Here is an 18298-nt window from a genome sequence, read left to right as displayed (position 1 = left end):
AGCTATCAACTACGCTTTGTTGGAGGAGAAATTTTCTAAACACGAAGGGGCGTATTTGTGATATAGTAAACAATAATGTAAACGCTTTAAAAAGAATGGAGGAATGCAATGGAATATCGAGGACCTATGCTGGTAGTAAAGGATATGGAGCAGTCAAAGACCTTCTATCGCAAGATTTTGGAGGTAGATATTGTTTCTGATTTTGGCGAGAATGTGACCTTCAATGGCGGTTTGTCACTACAAACAGAAGAATCATGGATTCGATTTACGGGTTGTGACAAGGAGAGCTTCAACTATCAGAATAATACAGTAGAATTTTATTTTGAGACGAAGGATTTCGATGGTTTCATCGAACGGACGAAAGGTGAGAACTTAGCGTTTTTGCGAGACATCGCGACGATGCCTTGGGGGCAGAAGGTTGCCTGCTTCTATGATCCGGATAAGCACGTTATCCAAGTCGGGGAGGATCTGACAGTCATGGTGAAGCGGCTTGCCGCAGATGGAATGACCGTAGAAGAATTAGGAGAAAAAACCTTTCTTGGAAAAGAAATGGTTGAAAATATGCTGAATAGTTAAAAAGTTGAAGGCCGAAAATCACGGTCTTCAACTTTTTTATTTTAGGCGTTGCTGTGTCCAATTTTGATAGAGAAAATCAAAGGCTCCAGCAGGTGCCTGCAGACTAGCCTCAAACATTTTGGCTAAGGCTTTCAATTTTCTTTGAACCTCTTGATCGTTCCAAGTGAACAAGCCAGGATCAAGTAAAAAAATGATGGGAGATAAAAATAGTTCAGCAATTTCTTCCGGCTGCTCACAGACAAAAGTTTTTTCTTCCATGCCTTGAGCCAGAATTTCGCTAACGATTGGTGCAAGCTTCTGCATGATGAAGGCATTGGATTTTTGATGAATAGCCGCATTTTGCGGTTCATGCAGAGCCGCGTCAAGGGCACGATCAACAGCGGTACTACGATAAAAATAAAGCAGTAATTTCATTTTTTCTAAAGCGGGAGCCTCAATCTCAGAGAGCTTCGTTCGACAAGTTTCGATGACGTGATTGTATTGGCGCTCGACTAAGGCATCTAACACTTCTTCTTTGCTTTTAAAATAGTAATAAAGTCCGCCCTTCGCAATCCCGGCTTTACTTGCAATGTCTTGGACTGAAGCGGTACCGGCAGTCCCCTCATAGAGTAATTCTTGCAAGGCATCTAGAATCAATTCTCGTTTTTTCATTCTCTCAACCTCCCAAAATAGTATACCACAAAAAGTTGACTGTCGTTCAAAAAATTGATATGATGAAATTGTTGAACGGTGGTCAAAAAATAAAGGGGGAGTTATTTTGTTAACGGTAGGGGGATTTCTTTTCATTGTGTTGTTGTTTTTTATGGTTGGCTTTATTTTGCTGATGAGGCTTTTTCTTTACGTTTTAAAGCGCTTACTGGGGAAAGAGGCCGTGTTTGCAACAAAAGGAGTAAAAAAAAGAGTTCTTGGAATGGGAATCATTGCAGCTGTTGGAATCATTTTTGTGCTCTTTACACAGCTTACTGCAGCAACACCTAAAAACACAAAAGAGAACAGTATTGCGGAGCTGAGGGAAGTTCGTTTGAATGGTCGCAAGGAATGGGTCAGCATTCGCGGGGAGAATCGAGACAAGCCGCTGCTGCTATTTTTAGCAGGAGGGCCAGGCGGGTCACAGCTTGCGGCTACAAGATATGAATTAGCGGAACTGGAAAAGAACTTTGTCGTGGTTAATTGGGAGCAGCCAGGAGCAGGAAAATCGTATTCAGCAATCGCAAAAAAACAATTAACACCTGAAATCTATGTTAAGGATGGGACAGCTCTAGTCCGCTCATTATTAAAAGAATTCCAACAAGAAAAGCTCTATCTACTGGGAGAATCTTGGGGAAGTGCGTTAGGCGTATTCATGGTGAAGGAGCGTCCTGAGCTGTATCATGCGTTTATGGGAACTGGTCAGATGGTGGCTTTTGAAGAGACGGAGAAAATCGATTATGCGTTAGCAATGAAGCTGGCGAAAGAAAATGGTGATCAAAAGGTTGTAGATACACTACTGAAAAATGGGGAACCACCTTATTACGGCAAAACAGTCACCGTCAAAAGCTCGGCATATTTAAATTATCTAAGCCAAGCCATGGCAAAAAATCCTGAGATTCAAAATGCTGGTTTTGCAACGTTGCGTGATCTTTCTGCAAAAGAATACGGCTTACTAGATAAAGTGAATTATCTTCGTGGGATTTTACAAACCTTTAATCATGTCTACCCTCAGCTTTATGGGATTGATCTACGGAAGGACTATCCCAAGTTAGAAGTTCCAGTTTATTTTCTATTGGGTAAGCATGACCTTAATGCTCCAACCAGTCTGGTGGAAGACTACTATGAAAAGCTGGAGGCGCCTGAGAAGGAGATCATTTGGTTCGAGCATTCCGGTCATAACCCATGGATGAATGAACCCGAACGATTTGTGGAAGTTGTTCAGCAGCTTGCTGAAAGGACAAAATAATAGCCAGAGTATCTAGGAAATTTTCCTTAGATACTCTGGCTATTTTCTAATTTTCGAATTGAGCTTGGTGGAGTTGATAATAGCGTCCACGCTTAGCCAATAGTTCTTCATGAGTGCCTTGTTCGACGATGTTGCCATCGTTGACCACTAGGATCAAGTCGGCTTCACGAATCGTTGAGAGACGATGGGCGATGATAAAGGAGGTTTTGTCCACCATCAATTTGCCCATAGCTTCTTGGATCTGCAATTCTGTTTGCGTATCGACATTTGAAGTGGCTTCATCAAGAATTAATAATTCAGCATTGAGGAGCATCGCCCGTGCGATGGTCAGCAGCTGCTTCTGTCCTTGAGAAATGGCTAATCCATCCTCAGTCATCACCGTGTCATAGCCCTTTGGCAGCTGAGCGATAAACTCATGGATATGAGCGGCTTTGGTGGCTTTAATCACATCTTCCAGCGTTGCCTGCTCGTTTCCGTAGGTCAGATTCTCAAAGATGGTTCCGGTGAAGAGCCAGGTATCCTGCAGAACCATAGCGTATTGTTTTCGCAGACTGCCTCGAGTCGCTTCTTTAATGTTTTGTCCATCTAAGTAAATCGCCCCGCTATCTGGATCATAAAAATGCATCAGTAAATTCACAATGGTTGTTTTGCCTGCTCCTGTCGGCCCCACAATGGCTACTACGCTGCCAGCAGAAATATCAAAAGATAGGTCCTTAATGACTGGCTGCTCTTTTTGGTAGCTGAAGGAAACATGATCAAAGCGAACATCTCCGCGAGCTTTCTTGAAGACGTGGGCATTTGGTACATCTTGAACTTCCGGTTCTTCATCCAACAGCTTAAAGATTCGTTCAGCCGCTGCGATAGAAGACTGCAGATCGCTGAATATATTTGCCAGCTCATTGATCGGTCCGGAAAATTTCCGTGAGTACAAGACGAAGGACGAAAGCTTACCTAACGTTAAGTGACCAAACAAAAATAAGAAGGCTCCTAAAATACTGATTAACGAAAGTGAAACATTGTTGATAAAGTTTACAGAAGGTCCAGTCATGCTGCCGTAGTACTCTGCGTTGTAATAAGCCGTCATCGCTTCTTCATTCTTTTTGGCGAAGCGAGCGATCATCGTTTCTTCTTGATGGTAGACTTTGGTCGTTTGTTCACCGGATAAGAGCTCTTCTGTTAACCCGTTCAATTCGCCTAATTTGGCTGAACGCTTCCGAAAAAGGGGTTGGAATTTATTCGTTAAAAAACGTGTCAGTAAAATCGACGCTGGGACGGTTACTAAGAAAATGGTTACCATCAAGGGGGAGATCACCAGCATCATGACAAAGGAGCCGACGATTGTCACTATGCTGCTTAGAACCTGGACTGAATCACTCGCTAGGGAAGTGTTGATCGTATCAATGTCATAGCTCATCCGACTCACGATGTCTCCCGTCTGATGTTGGTCGAAGTAACCAACCGGCAGCGAAACGATTTTTTCGAAAAGATCCTTCCGCAAGCGAAAAGCAATCTTCTGACTCAAATAGATCATCAATCGGCTGATGCCATAACTTAAAATCGCTGAAGCTAAATAGAATCCCACCATCAAACTACAATAGAAGAAAACTTTTTGGAAAGCGACTTGGCCTTTACCGATTTGGATGGCATCAATGGCATAACCAGAAAGAAGAGGCCCCACTAAAGCAAATAGATTGCTGGCGATCGTTAGGATCACGGCTAAAAACAGCAGCCATTTGAATTGGTATAAGTATCCCCATAAACGGAGCAGGGTACCTTTTCGTGAATTCTTATTCTTCAATGGCTTGCCCTCCCGTCTGACCTTGGTATATTTCCTGATAAGTTGGATTCTCCGCTAATAATTCTTCGTGGGAACCATAGCCGATCATTCTTCCTTTATCCAGCAGCAGAATCTTATCCGCATGCTGAATCGAACTGATTCGTTGAGCAATCAGGACTTTTGTTGTTTCACTAAAATGTGTGCGAAGCGCTTTTCGTAAATTCGCATCGGTATGATAATCTAAGGCACTTGAGGAATCATCTAGTATTAGTAAATCGGGTTGACCGATCAGCGCACGGGCCAAAAGTACCCGTTGTTTTTGTCCGCCGCTGAGATTTTGTCCTTTAGCCTCCAAATGGTGCTCCAAGCCATCCGCTAATTTATCAATGAACTCACGAGCCTGCGCGTCATCAATCGCCTGCTGGATCTGTTCTTCGGTAAAGGAACGTCCGAACAAAATATTTTCGCGGATACTATCAGCAAATAGAACATCCTTTTGTAAAACAGCTCCGATTTTTTGATGCAAGGCATCCAGCGAGTAATGCTTGATTTCTTGCCCATCCAGCAGAATTTGACCGGAAGTTCGATCATACAGCCGTAAGATCAAGCTGGCAATCGTCGTTTTACCACTACCGGTGGCCCCCATAATTCCTAATGTTTCACCAGGCTTAACGCTGAAGCTGATCCCTTTGATCGCTGGCGCGCCATCAGGGTAGGCAAAGGTAACATCATCAAAAACCAATTTAGTAGATGCGGTTTTTCTTTGCTCTAACGTTCCTGGAACTAGTGAAGGCTTTTTACGCATGACTTCGTTGATCCGATTCGCAGAAGCGAGGCCGCGAGAATACAAAACGAAGATCCTCGTAATCGATAGCATCGCATTCAAAATAATCGTGAAGTAAGTCAGAAAAGCGACGATGACGCCTGGTTGAGTCAGCCCAGCGTTCACTCGGTAGGCACTGACCACGATGACAAGTGTCAGCCCCAAATTTAGGAATAAATCTAAAAGAGGCGGTGAAGCGGCTAAAGTAACATTAGCGGTTGTCTCAGCATTCACTAAAGATTGATTGACATTTTCGAATCGCCGCCGTTCAAAGGCTTCTTTTGATAATGCTTTAATGACACGAGAACCTGTGACATTTTCCCGTACTGTCAAAACGAGCTGATCGACTTGCTTTTGCAGCTTGCCAAATAACGGTACGCCTTTTTTAGAGATATGTGTGACCATGACAAAGATAATCGGCATCACAGCAACCAAAACTAAAGTCAAAACCGGATCGAGTGTTGTGGTAATGAGGATTCCGCCCACTAATAGGATCGGTGCGCGAATCCCCATCCGCATCATGACACCGAGGGTCAAATGAATATTGTACGTATCAGATGTTACACGTGAAACCAATGAGGAGACACCGACATCTTCCATCTGGGTCGTGTCCAAATAAGTGATTTTTTGGAAGAGATCGCCACGAATATGTTCGGTGGTATCTTTCGCAATCCGCGAAACCATTCGATTGGCAATGATGTTCGCCCATAAAGCGAAAGCGGAGGCCGCTAGCATCACACCGCCCCAAAAAAGAATCTTCTTAGGATCCTTTTGCGGAATGACGTGATCGAGAATATACGCCAAATTCCATGGAAGAACCAATTCCATCATGGTTCCTAAAAATTTTATAATAACCCCTAACGTGACACGAGAACGATAGGGCTTCAAGTAGTGAATAATTAGCTTCATTTTTCCTCCTTACGACACATTTCTATCTCTGCCTTTTCCATCATGTGCTGCAATCCAGACAATACAGCCTCCTGTTGCTCTACTGGAATCTCAGCCAGTAGTGTTTGATTCCAGGCCCCTAAGATGGAACGGATTTCTTCTTCTATAGCTAAGGATTTGTCTGTCGGGTAAATTCTTAGCCGTCGTGCATCCTGTTGATCGTTTTTGCGAATAATAAAGCCCTTTTGCTCCAGCTGGGCCAACTGCCGAGCAACATTGCTTTTATTGATAAAGAGTTTACAGGCCAGCTCTTCTTGTGAAATCCCCGGTTCAGAGCAGATACTTAGAATATACGCGTGATGCATTTCTCCCAATCCTAATTTTTTAAATTCCTTTTCCCGATAGAACGCTGAAAGTCGCGCGATACGGTTAATCATTTTTACAAAAGAATCCACCTGAAGCTCCCCCCTCTGATAATCTCCTGAAGCACTAAACAAACAGTTAATAGTATAAAAGAAAAAAGTTGCGGGCGCAACGATTAAACCTTCTTTTTTATAACTAGGGACAGAAGGGGGCAACGACTTTTTTATCAATAGCCATGTACAACAATTAACATTCTTTACATAAACAAAACAATCTTTATTTTATCTTTTCGTGAACTTGACGGGGTCTTTACAATGTATCGTTATACTTTTTATCGAAGGGTGCTCAGTTGCTCGGTTCATTTTATACAGTAGCAAACAGTTGGTTGAGTGTTCCGTATTCACATAAAAAGGAGAGATAAGTGTGCTAAAACTTGAAAACATCACAAAAAAATTTCAAGAGACGACCGTATTGGAAAATATCAATTTAGAAATTGAAGCTGGCGAGATTGTTTCGATTCTTGGACAATCCGGCTCTGGTAAAACGACGCTATTGAATTTGATTTTGGGTTTGGAAGAACCCAGTGCAGGAGAAATTTACTTTAATGAAAAAAGGATTACTCATACGTTGATGGAGAAACGTCCATTTAATATTGTTTTTCAGGATTATGCGCTATTCCCTAATTTGACCGCTTATCAAAATTTGACCTATGGCTTACGCAATAAAAAGGATTGCTCCACCAAAGCGGAGGTTGACGAATTGATTCAGCTATTGAATTTAGAGAAGCATCTAGACAAGCCAATCCATCAATTGTCAGGGGGACAAAAGCAACGGGTCGCGCTTGGACGAACATTAGTGATGAAGCCGCAATTATTACTGCTTGATGAGCCGTTAAGTGCTTTAGACGGTGTGATCAAAGAATCCATCAAGGAAAAAATCCAAGAGATCGCTCGAAAGCTTCATCTGACTATCGTGATCGTTACCCATGATCCTGAGGAGGCTTTGACGATGTCTGATAAAATCGTTGTTCTTGATGAAGGAAGAATTGCTCAATGCAGCTCACCGATTGAGATTATGAGTCAGGCGTCTTGTCATTTTGTTGAAGAGTTTATCGTCAATCAATTAGCGATCAAGCAGCAAAATATCCAACAAATTTTTCAGCAATCTATGAGAAGAGTGGCATCATGAGCACCACATTTTCATTGAAAAAGGCCATTAGCTGGCTAGTCCTGCTCTTTTTCTTTTTATTTTTGGCTTATCCAATTATCCAGATTGTCCTAACGGCTTTTTCCCAGACGGATGGAGAGAGCCTGCATATTTTTACTAAAGAGTGGGGTACTTCGTTTACGAATAGTTTGAAGTATTCGTTGGCAGCAACTAGCTGTTCGACAATCTTAGGCTTTTTCTTGGCTTATGGAAATAATTTTACGCGTATCAACCGGAGGTTCTTGAAGGTCAATGAGAGCATCCTGCATTTTCCGATGCTTTTGCCAACGATCACGTATGGGTTTGTCCTAATTTATGCTTTTGGGAAGCAAGGGTTGTGGAGCAAGATTTTTCAACAGGAACTGTTCCACATCTATGGCTCCATCGGTATTTTATTAGGCTTTATCATTTACACCCTGCCGCCAATCTTTATTTTGATCAATAACTCGATGAAATATTTGGATACCCAACTATTCATTGTTTCTCGTCTGATGGGCGATCGTTGGTACCGTTCGCTGTACAAAACAATTTTGAACCCATTAACACGGGTCTTGGCAGTTGCTTTTCTACAGGGCTTCTTTATGGCCTTCACTGATTTTGGGATTCCTAGTGCGGTGGGAGGACAAACGCCTTTTATTACTACACTATTATATGAAGGCTTTATGGGGACGATTCCGAATTTTCAATTCGGTTCACTGGTCGCATTAACCATGCTGCTGCCTTCAATCGTTAGTATTTTGATCCTAAACCATCTGCAAAAGAAGGTGGTACGTTACGAGCGGCCGCGTCAAGCAGTGATCAAAAAGAATGCGGTAAGAGATTGGTGCTATCGGGTTCTTTTTCTAGGACTGTCCTCCTTTATTTTGGGTGTATTTGCGGTTTTAATTATTATTCCGATGGTAACGAACTGGCCGTATGAATTGACACCGACATTCAATAATTTTACTCGTTTTCTACAAGATGACAGCTTGGTTCAGACTTTGAAAAATTCCCTGTGGATGGCCTTGTTGACTGCGGGATTTGGAACGATCATTGCCTATTTGGCAGCGATTTTGACTTCCAGAGAACGCAAACTTTATAGGGTGAATCAGCTTATCGATAGCATCGCGACGATTACGAATTCGATCCCCGGAATGGTTTTAGGGGTGGCTTATTTATTGCTTTTCAGTGGCAGTCAGCTGCATAACACATTGATGATCTTAGTGATTGTGACAATCGTTCATTATTTTTCAACCCCTTATCAAATGGCGAAAGAAGCGCTGCAGAAGATGAATTTGAATTGGGAGAACACGGCCAAATTAATGGGAGATAGCTGGTTAAAAACGGTCTGGCGTATCTTGATCCCTAATTCTAAAGTGACCATCATAGATATTTTTGGCTACTATTTTTTTAATTCAATGGTGACGATCAGTGCCGTTATTTTCTTGACCAGTGCGAATACAATGGTTATTACCGCCAAGCTAAAAGAGCTTCAGCACTTCGGGCGATTTAACGATATATTTATGCTTTCCTTGTTTTTACTACTGATCAACGTAATCATGCAAGGACTTATACAGCTGATTAAACGAATGCCTACTTCCATTTTTTCAACGAGACAAATGAGAAGAAAGCCGAAAGCGAAAATAACGACTATCCATAGAGAAAAGGCTTAGGGGAAAGATATACGGATTGGAAATGAATACTTGAATATAAAAAAGGAGCATGATCAATGAATAAAAAGAAACTAGTCACTTTACTTGGAAGTCTGCTTTTCCTCCTATTATTAGGAGGTTGCAGCAAAGGTAACGCGGCGGACGAGAAAGTCACGATTTATACAAATGCCGACGAAGAACCAGTAGAAGTGATCAAGAATGTTTTGGACCAAAATGGCTACAAGGGCAAATACAATTTACAATCTTTTGGCACGTCTGAATTAGGTGGAAAGCTTTTAGCAGAAGGGAAGAATATTGAAGCGGACTTGGTGACAATGAGTACCTTCTATTTAACTAGCGCTCAGAAAAAAGAGAACATGTTTAAAAAACTTGAGCTGCCGATGGATTCCTTGGCGAAGATTCCTGATTACGCCGCCCCTTTTACAGTGCAGGAAGGAACCATCTTCTATAATACGGACATGATGAAGGAAATGAAGCTGCCAGTGCCAACTAGTTTAAAAGAGTTGGCGGATCCTAAATATAAGGATGCGATAGCTATTTCAGATATTAAACAATCCTCTACAGCTTGGTTATTGTTTCAAGCATTGGTGGACAATTACGGGCAAGAGGAGGCCAAAACAATCCTGCAAGGAATCTATAAGAATGCTGGAGACCACCTAGAAAGCTCTGGGTCCGGTCCATTGAAAAAAGTTCGCTTAGGGGAAGTAGCGATTGGTTTTGGTTTGCGTCATCAGGCAGTCAAGGATAAACAGGATAGCTTGCCAATTGATTTTGTCGAACCAACTGAAGGAACCTACACATTGACAGAATCTTTAGCTGTGATCGATAAAGGGGAAAAGACCAATCCAGAAGCAGAGAAAATGCTGAATTTGATCTTAGAAAAAGGTCGCAAGGATTTATTGAAGATTTATCCTAGTGCGTTGTATAAGGGAGAAACCGTGGATTCGGCAAAAGTTGCGAAGAATCAAAAAGTCTTCCCAGATGAGTTAACGGCGGAGTTATTAGAAAAACACCAAAAATTGGTTGATTAGAGAGGTGCAGCATGGGATATAAATTATTGACACCAGGACCATTAACAACAACAGCAACAGTCAAACAGGCGATGAGGGTCGATCATTGCACTTGGGATCGGGAGTATAAAACGATCACGCAAGAGATTCGTCAAAAGCTGTTGGACTTAGCGGGGGTATCTGAAGCGGATTATACAACGATTTTAATGCAGGGCAGCGGTTCGTTTGGCGTAGAGTCAGTCTTGAGTTCTATGATCGGACCAAAGGATCATGTCCTAATTTGTGTGAATGGCGCATATGGCCGACGAATGGTCAGTATGTGTGAACGATATGCGTTGCTTTATACAGTTTATGAAGTTGCGGAAGATGAGATTCCGGAGGCAGCAGCAATCGCGAAAATTCTTGAAGAAGATCCAACCATTACAGCGATTGCAATGGTTCATAGTGAAACAACTTCCGGCATTTTAAATGAGCTGGAGGGGATCGCAGCGTTAGCGAATGAGAATGGCTTACTGTTCATTGTTGATGCAATGTCTAGCTTTGGCGGGATTCCCATCGATGTCTCTGCGCTGTCGATTGATTTCCTAGTTTCCAGCTCAAATAAGTGCATTCAAGGCGTTCCAGGCTTCTCCTTTATTTTGGCGAAAAGAGAACAGCTGGAACAACGCCGAGATTTTGCACGAACGGTGTCTTTGGATCTTTACGACCAATACGAAACAATGGAAAAAGATGGTAAATGGCGATTTACGTCACCTACGCATACTGTCTTGGCTTTCCATCAGGCTTTGCAGGAATTAGAGCAAGAAGGTGGTATCTATCAGCGCTACATGCGGTATTTAACCAATAATCGACTACTTCGTCAAAAAATGGAGGAGCTAGGTTACCGACCGTTTATCAAGAACCATCAAGGACCGTTTATTACCTCTTTCTTGTATCCAACAAAGCAAGCAAATTTTACGTTTAATACCTTTTATCAGCATTTAAAACAAAATGGGTTTGTGATCTATCCAGGGAAAATCAGTAAAGTTGATTGTTTCCGGATTGGAAATATTGGTGATATCTATCCAGAAGACATTGACCGATTAGTCGAAGTTATTGAAAAATACACGGAGGTGGCGTATGTCAGTTAACACGATCATTTTAGACTGGGCTGGGACGACCGTCGACTTTGGCTGTATGGCACCCGTCGAAGCCTTTAAGAAAGCTTTTGACAATAAAAATATCCAACTTACGTATGATGAAATTCGACAGCCTATGGGGATGCTAAAAATTGATCATATCAAGCAATTACTCTCACTTGAACAGGTAAAAGAACAATGGCTCAAGCTTCATGGACGGGCCTCGGAGGAAGAAGACGTATATGCTATCTATCAGGATTTTGAGAAATACTTATTTGCCGATTTAGCAGAAAACAGTCATCTAAAGCCGGAAACGAAGCAAGCCATGAAAAAAATCAAACAGCTAGGCTATAACATTGGCTCTACGACAGGCTATACTAAGGAAATGATGGCGATTGTCTTCGAAACGGCTAAAAAGGAAGGCTACCATCCTGACTATGTCGTGACACCAGATGAGGTGGGTTCGTTAGGGCGGCCGTTTCCCTATATGATTTTTGAGAATATGCGTCATTTTCAAAATCTATCGTTGGAGGAAGTCATCAAGGTAGGAGATACTATCTCGGATATTAAAGAAGGAAAAAATGCCGGGGTGTTGAGTATTGCAGTAACAGAAGGCAGTTCTGAGATGGGGCTGTCTTTGGCGGAGTACAAAAGTCTCTCAAAGGAAGAGATGGACCAACGAAACCAGCAAACAGCCGAAAAATTTTATCAGCATGGCGCCGATTTTTGTGTAAAAAATTTATTGGAGTTAGCCGAAATTTTACAGGAGCATTCAAAGATTCAAAGAATACGTGAGAATAAAATTGAAGTTGCTGTAAATTAAAGGTAAGACCAACATTAAATGCACATTCAGACTGTAGATTTATCCATATATAATGGAGAGAATTTACAGTTTTTTTCTTGATAAATTCTATTTATTTATAAGAAAACCACGAAGGACTTAATTATCCAAAAAGTAAATAAAAAGACAAAAAAAAGAATTTTTGCACTTTGTCTAAACGTATCCTTTCGGAAGTTCGCTAGATTTAAGTAACCACAAACTTGGAAGCGAATTCAATGGCTTGGTGAGCTTATTCTTATCCAAAAATTAAATTTTATATTTCAAAAATGGCTGAGACTTTCCTTATAAATGAAGGTAGAATAATACTGTAACCAGAGGTGCGCGCAATGGCGTTTTTTCAGACTTTATTGGGTTACAATAGAAGCGTTTTTGGTAGGGTAGTCTAGCGGGCGATTGATTATCATAAAAGTTCATAAAAAATACATAAAAGATCCGGTCATTGTAATTTATTACTGACAGCATGCTGATGGTTGATGGGTACTCAATCAGTGGAACATGTTGATTAGCATCTCTCCTAACTTATGGAGAGGCCAAAATGCCGCGAATCAGTGAAATATTGTGACTTATCAGATGCTATTTAAAGTCTTAGCGATGAGCGGCGTAAGGATGATCAGCATTCATTTGGATATTTTTTGAGGTGGATGCATCATTATCGAAGATTGAATCAAGGATGCGGATTATTGTCAGCATCCTTGATTTTTTTTAACAGCATTGGTCGCCCCCAGTATTTTATAAATGGTTTGTTTGATTCAGTATAGGAAGAAGGGGAAATGTTCATGAAAAAGATTGTTACGGCAATTTGTGGGTTAGCAATAGTTTGTTGGGGAGTAGCTAGCCTGCGCAGTGGGGCGCTAAAAGCAGATAACTTGCTTCAAGAATCTTCTGTTGTAGAGACAACAGTTCCAGAAAGTTCAACAGTCGCAGCTCCGGAGCCAGCGGCAGAAACAGAGTCAGAGTTGCCGGTGGAACCATCGTCAGTTCCAGAAACGCCAGCGCCTGAGGCACCTGCAACTGAACCAGCAGCTTCACCTGAAGCACCGGCGGAACAGCCACTTAAAGAAACTGCACCAGTTGAAAAGGAGGAGGCTCCGGAAACGACGGAAACCAGTACGGTTGAATCTTCAGAAAATGAAGGGGAAAGCACCGAGAGCTCAACTAGCAGCGCAACATCGAGTGAAAGCTCAACTAGCGCGTCTTCTACGAGTCAAACTTCTAGTACAACAAATTCTAGTACTTCTACAAGCGGTACGTCGACTTCCAGCAGTGCATCGAGCAGTTCGACTAGTTCCAGCAGCGGAGGGGCAACAGGCACAACTACAAGTTCGTCCACGACACCGCCAGCAACCAGTCAGGAACCGCCGCAGTCGAGTACGCCACCAGCGGTGACACCGCCAGGAACGATACAAAATCCAGCACCAAATACACCGACGCCGCCGGCACCTAGCGAGCCTAAAGTACAAACTAGCACTGCGATTATTCAAACAACACCAGAGGCTTTTTCAGAAACTAGTACTTTACAATTGCCGAGTGATTTGAAGACGGCAGAAGTGGCGCAATCTGATCTAAAGGGGTACGAGCTGCCGCTACTTTCAAGTTTTGAAAATGAAGCACACGCGGCCTTGATTTATGATGGGATCAAAAAACTCGGTATTGAACAGGAGGAAAGCTTCACTGCGGAGCAATTAGCGACGACGCTTTACAGCGAACTTTTTGCGACCGAGATTATAGGAACTCCAGAGAAGCAAGCAGAAGAGATCAGCATCGGAAGCCTGCTTTACCAAAAGAAGAAGGAACAGTTTGAAGTAGTCGGGGTCTACATTGGAAAAGACTATTACTTAACAGTTGAGGATGTAGAAGTAGTGGCTTCTGAATCAACCGCTGAGGATACTAACGAAGAGGCAGCGATTGAGACGAAGGATGAGACGGAAGACGCTGACGAATCAAATAAAAATGAAAAACAGCGGCAGGTGGTTCTTCAGCCTATGGATATTGATGAAGAGCTGTTCGTACAAGCTTTGCCTAACGTGACATTGACAGAGTACGGACAAACTATTTTGAAGGAATATCCCGCTTCAATCAATTTTACTGAAAATGAAGCCTCAAAAAAATTTATAGAAACCATTGCTGAGGATGCTCGTAAGTTAGGTCAGGAATACGATGTTTTCGCTTCTGTAATGATCGCACAGGCATTGTTAGAAAGTGGTTCAGGCAGCAGCAGTTTATCATTACCGCCGAACTATAATCTTTTCGGAGTGAAGGGAACCTATCAAGGTCAAGCCGTTTCGATGGCGACTCAAGAGGATCGCGGAAATGGAGAGTTGTATTCGATTAATTCTGCGTTCCGTAAGTATCCAAACTATGCGGCCTCATTAGGAGATTACGTTCAGTTACTCCGTGGCGGGATTTCTGGCAATTCGAATTATTATCAAAAAACTTGGCGTTCGACCGCTAAGAATTATTTACGGTCGACACATGCGCTAACAGGTACCTACGCGACAGATACTTCCTATGATAGAAAGTTGAACTCGATCATAGCGGTCTATAATTTAACACAATACGATCGAGTAAAGGTTGATCAGTCATCAGGGGTATTCATCAAAGGCAAGGATGAGATTCCAGAAGAATATCGTTCTATGATGCGTTACCCAGACTATAACGGCGTCAACTACAATACTTCTGGTTCGTACCCAGTGGGTCAATGTACTTGGTACGCCTATAACCGCGTGAAACAGTTAGGCAAGAGTGTAGATGACTTTATGGGCAACGGCGGTGAATGGGGAACAAAGGGCAAGGCGTTAGGCTATGAAGTCAGTCGTGAACCTAAAGCTGGTTGGTTGATTTCCTTCACACCAGGCACGGCTGGATCAGACCCGCGTTATGGTCACGTTGCTTTTGTTGAAGTTGTTCGACCAGAGGGGATCTTGATTTCGGAAGGCAATGTCTATGGAGGAACGGTGATTTCTTATCGGGTTATCGACGCAAATTTAGCGAAATCTGATTTAGTTACTTATATTAAAGCAAAATAAAGGGGTGCCATCACTCATGGCAAATAAGCGCTACGTACACACAGAGGATCCGCCAAATGACAGAAGGACATTACTGTTAACCGTTGTTCTTCTCCTCATTCTATCTGTAACGATGCTGTTTGTTGTGAGAGGACAACTGCAAAAGCATTATAGTGTCCACACGATTTCAGGGACATCCATGATTCCTACGTTGACAGAAAGAGATCAAGTGCTAGTGAAGAAAAAGGTCCAAGTTCAACGATATGATATTATCGCTTTTTCAGTAGATCGGGAAGAGGGAATGTTTGTCAAACGAGTGATTGGACTGCCTGGTGACAGCATGTTTGTCCGAAATGATCGGATGGTCTTGAATATTGGAGAGCAGGGGGATTTTGAAACGACGAATACGTATCATTTGTCACCGACTGTGGCCGATGAGTTTCAAACGTTAAATAAAATTCCAGAAGATGTTTACTTTGTTATTGGCGATCATGTTGAGGTTTCTAAGGACAGTCGATCCTTTGGTTTCGTTCATCGAAAATCCATCGAGGGAACCGTTCAATTCCGATTCCCAGCGATTCATCTCGCTAAAGTAGAAAACTAAAAAGAAAAGGGGAAAACACGTGATAATCATTAATTGGGTTTGTGTAGGACTCATTATTTTAGTGCTGCTGGTGTGGTTGTATCGAATGATTATCAATGTTCGATTGCAACTGATTAAGCCACCACGAGATGCATCGGCGACTTTCCAGCGGAAGCTGGACTATGTGAAGCAAATTCAGCAAACGAAACATATATCGGCGTTACTATTTGTTACCTTCTGTTTAGCTGTAGGGCTGCTTTTAACCTCGTATAGCTTGTTTCAGGTACAAGATCAGCTGTATGCGATGAATGAACAGAACAGTACACTGAGAGATGACGTTCAAGTAATGAAAAAGGAACAAAAAAAATTAGTCAACAAAATTCCTGTTAAGGAGTATCCCAGCGAAGGGATAGGCTTACAGGATTATGCGTGGGATGAGCTGTTTTCAGATGATAGCAGAGAAAATCAATATACGATGGAGAGTGATCTTTCCAATAAGCTCAGCCCTTACTTTGGTTTGCCGACGACTCTGATCGTCTTAGATATACCGACTCAAACGTTGAATATTGCTTTGGCAGGAGACTTGACTAGTGAGGACAATCGTCAGCAAATCAAGGACAACATCAAGGCTTTTGCGGCTGAAGCAGAAGCAATAAGTAATCTGACTCAGATTACCTTCCAGCTGAACGTAAGGGACGGAGAGCAACAGAAACAAGATTATAGTTGTACTTTCTCTCGTGAGAATGGAGAAGATAAGTTTGTAATGATCCAAGAAGACTAATGGAAAGAAGGGAAAAAAATGGTAGCACAACAAAAGAAGAGCGGATGGTTTTTCAATAAGAACATTATCGATGAGATCAATTCCGTTCCAGAAGAGAAAGTGGAAAATGAAACAATGACGAGCGCACAACCGCAGGCACCCACAGCTGCATCGGTACAATCGCAGCCTAAACCTGCTCCAGCATTAAAAATGGTTTCTGATAATACCATTCCAGACTCAGCGGAAAAACAAGCGGAAGAAATCAAAGAATTGAAGCGTTTGATTTTTGAAAAAGAGCAGGTTTTACAAAAATATAAAAAAGAGATGACTGCTCAAACGCAGCAATTAACGAAAGAAAATGAGAATTATCGTCAATCTGTTTTACGAATGGGCGAGGAGAAGGCACAAAATCGTCGCCAAATTCAAGATCTGGAGGCTGAAGTTCAACGAGCACGACAAGAAGTTCAGCGTCTGAAAGAAACACAAGAGCTGGATAATTTGAAGCAGCAATTGGAACAAGTACAGCAAGAAAACAAGAAATTGAGAGATTCGGTCGCACATTTGGAAACAGTAGAACGGGAGTTGGAAGAAATTCACGAAGAACACCAAGCATTAGTTGCACAGCAAAAAGATGAAGAGATCCAACGCCTTGAAAAAATTCATCAGCTAGAAGGGCAAATCAACGATCTGATAGCAGAAATCAATGAAAAGGACGAGCAGTATTCACAGCTTGATAAAGTAATTGTGGAGAAAGATCAAGTGATGGATCGGATGATCGAAGAGCAGGCTGCTAAGGAAGTTCAAGAAAAAGAAACGGCTGAACTACGTGAAAAGGTTGCGGCTCTCAAGGCGGAAAATGAACAGCTGAAGCAAGAAGCGATTTCGACTCAACAAGAAATTGGAGAAGTTCTGATCTCCGCTCGCAAACAAGCCAATCGCATGGTAGAGAAATCTAAAATGGATGCTCACCGAATCATCCAAGAAGCGAAGAGAGAGTTGGCGCTGATCAACGAACAAGCAAAAGAAATTTCTGATGAAGTCATTGAATCACGTCAATCCGTCATGTCATTATATGAAGAGATGCAAACCCGAGTAGATATCCTTGCGCAAGGAAAAATGCAGGAAACGGTCATCAATTCTGAAGATTAATAATTGAGAAGAGGTGTCAGCATGTATGTGCTGACGCCTTTTTTGTGACCTCAATAACCCAATTGTTTTTAATCAGTGAAACCGCTATACTTTAAGAAAATACAGTGTTTTTTAAGACAAGGAGCGGGAGAGATGAAAGTAGCAATCATTTTGGAAACAAAGGAGCATGAAAAAGCGTGGAATGCATTTCGTTTTGGTGTAGCAGCACTAAAAAAAGCACATGAAGTGAAATTTTTCTTAATGGGTGAGGCAGTAGAAGTTGAAAGCATTGAAGATGAGCAATACGACGTACCAGCTGAAATGAAAAAGCTGGCAGAACAAGGTGGAGAATTGCTAGCTTGTGGGACCTGTCTGAAATCTAGACAGCTAGAAGATCACACCGCTTGTCCGATTTCCACGATGTTCGATTGTGTAGAAATGGTGGAATGGGCGGATAAAGTTGTGACATTTTAAATGGAATAGATGGAAGTTTCCTAACGATAGAAAACTTCTATCTATTTTTTTTAAGATAAAAATTTAAGTAGTAGAATATCAACTATTCGCTCTATCCAAAAAAGTGAAAAAAGTATAGATAAACGTGGGACCTTTGATTATTCTAAATGACAAATAGT

The 18298-nt window shown here is 42.0% G+C and carries 16 protein-coding genes; 12 read left to right on the top strand and 4 right to left on the bottom strand.

The window, feature by feature from the left end:
* The first annotated feature begins 108 nt into the window (after positions 1 to 108).
* Positions 109 to 576, top strand: coding sequence for a VOC family protein (locus J9537_RS14225; protein WP_218256191.1), 468 nt, complete (start codon positions 109 to 111; stop codon positions 574 to 576).
* Positions 577 to 612: 36 nt separating this feature from the next.
* Here J9537_RS14225 and J9537_RS14220 read toward each other — a convergent pair whose 3' ends face one another.
* The gene (locus tag J9537_RS14220; RefSeq protein WP_218256190.1) at positions 613 to 1227 is read right to left on the bottom strand and encodes a TetR/AcrR family transcriptional regulator; all 615 of its coding nucleotides are present in this window, start codon (positions 1225 to 1227) and stop codon (positions 613 to 615) included.
* Positions 1228 to 1486: 259 nt separating this feature from the next.
* On the opposite strand from J9537_RS14220, the gene J9537_RS14215 reads away from it, so the two are divergent.
* A complete protein-coding gene (locus J9537_RS14215; RefSeq protein ID WP_245001257.1) occupies positions 1487 to 2512 on the top strand; it encodes an alpha/beta fold hydrolase in 1026 nt (341 codons plus the stop codon).
* 46 nt (positions 2513 to 2558) lie between these two features.
* Here J9537_RS14215 and J9537_RS14210 read toward each other — a convergent pair whose 3' ends face one another.
* Genes J9537_RS14210 through J9537_RS14200 form a run of 3 tightly spaced genes read right to left on the bottom strand, consistent with a single transcriptional unit; the run spans position 2559 to position 6455 of the window.
* Positions 2559 to 4310: an ABC transporter ATP-binding protein gene (locus J9537_RS14210; protein ID WP_218256188.1), complete on the bottom strand. Its 1752-nt coding sequence runs from the start codon at positions 4308 to 4310 to the stop codon at positions 2559 to 2561.
* On the bottom strand, positions 4300 to 6021 hold the full coding sequence (locus tag J9537_RS14205; RefSeq protein WP_218256187.1) for an ABC transporter ATP-binding protein: 1722 nt from the start codon (positions 6019 to 6021) through the stop codon (positions 4300 to 4302). Before J9537_RS14205 ends, J9537_RS14210 begins: the two co-directional genes overlap by 11 nt.
* Positions 6018 to 6455: a MarR family winged helix-turn-helix transcriptional regulator gene (locus tag J9537_RS14200; RefSeq protein WP_218256186.1), complete on the bottom strand. Its 438-nt coding sequence runs from the start codon at positions 6453 to 6455 to the stop codon at positions 6018 to 6020. The genes J9537_RS14205 and J9537_RS14200 overlap by 4 nt, the downstream gene beginning before the upstream one ends.
* A 331-nt stretch (positions 6456 to 6786) precedes the next feature.
* Here J9537_RS14200 and J9537_RS14195 point away from each other — a divergent pair, with 331 nt between their 5' ends.
* From J9537_RS14195 to J9537_RS14150, 10 genes are all read left to right on the top strand, one after another.
* Positions 6787 to 7551 carry an ABC transporter ATP-binding protein gene (locus J9537_RS14195; RefSeq protein ID WP_010745098.1) on the top strand — a complete coding sequence of 255 codons (765 nt, stop codon included), beginning with the start codon at positions 6787 to 6789 and terminating at the stop codon, positions 7549 to 7551.
* Positions 7548 to 9221: an ABC transporter permease subunit gene (locus tag J9537_RS14190; protein ID WP_218256185.1), complete on the top strand. Its 1674-nt coding sequence runs from the start codon at positions 7548 to 7550 to the stop codon at positions 9219 to 9221. The genes J9537_RS14195 and J9537_RS14190 overlap by 4 nt, the downstream gene beginning before the upstream one ends.
* A 56-nt stretch (positions 9222 to 9277) precedes the next feature.
* The gene (locus J9537_RS14185) at positions 9278 to 10252 is read left to right on the top strand and encodes an extracellular solute-binding protein (protein WP_010745100.1); all 975 of its coding nucleotides are present in this window, start codon (positions 9278 to 9280) and stop codon (positions 10250 to 10252) included.
* 11 nt (positions 10253 to 10263) lie between these two features.
* Positions 10264 to 11361 (top strand): 2-aminoethylphosphonate--pyruvate transaminase, encoded by a 1098-nt coding sequence (gene phnW, locus J9537_RS14180; protein ID WP_010745101.1) that lies wholly within the window; start codon positions 10264 to 10266, stop codon positions 11359 to 11361.
* The gene (phnX, locus tag J9537_RS14175; RefSeq protein ID WP_010745102.1) at positions 11351 to 12172 is read left to right on the top strand and encodes a phosphonoacetaldehyde hydrolase; all 822 of its coding nucleotides are present in this window, start codon (positions 11351 to 11353) and stop codon (positions 12170 to 12172) included. The genes phnW and phnX overlap by 11 nt, the downstream gene beginning before the upstream one ends.
* A 794-nt stretch (positions 12173 to 12966) precedes the next feature.
* Positions 12967 to 15216: a glucosaminidase domain-containing protein gene (locus J9537_RS14170; RefSeq protein WP_010745103.1), complete on the top strand. Its 2250-nt coding sequence runs from the start codon at positions 12967 to 12969 to the stop codon at positions 15214 to 15216.
* A gap of 16 nt (positions 15217 to 15232) precedes the next feature.
* Entirely contained in the window at positions 15233 to 15799 is a 567-nt protein-coding gene (gene lepB, locus J9537_RS14165; RefSeq protein ID WP_010745104.1) for a signal peptidase I, read from the top strand.
* 19 nt (positions 15800 to 15818) lie between these two features.
* The gene (locus J9537_RS14160) at positions 15819 to 16559 is read left to right on the top strand and encodes a hypothetical protein (protein ID WP_010745105.1); all 741 of its coding nucleotides are present in this window, start codon (positions 15819 to 15821) and stop codon (positions 16557 to 16559) included.
* Positions 16560 to 16577: 18 nt separating this feature from the next.
* Positions 16578 to 17687: a coiled-coil domain-containing protein gene (locus J9537_RS14155; RefSeq protein ID WP_010745106.1), complete on the top strand. Its 1110-nt coding sequence runs from the start codon at positions 16578 to 16580 to the stop codon at positions 17685 to 17687.
* Between the two features lie 132 nt (positions 17688 to 17819).
* Entirely contained in the window at positions 17820 to 18140 is a 321-nt protein-coding gene (locus tag J9537_RS14150) for a DsrE/DsrF/TusD sulfur relay family protein (protein ID WP_010745107.1), read from the top strand.
* Positions 18141 to 18298: the final 158 nt, after the last annotated feature.

It is taken from the genome of Enterococcus raffinosus (assembly GCF_019175485.1).
GTDB classification, from domain to species: Bacteria; Bacillota; Bacilli; order Lactobacillales; family Enterococcaceae; genus Enterococcus_A; species Enterococcus_A raffinosus.
Note: the sequence above shows the minus strand (reverse complement) of the source record. Positions and strands in the feature narration are given on the sequence as shown.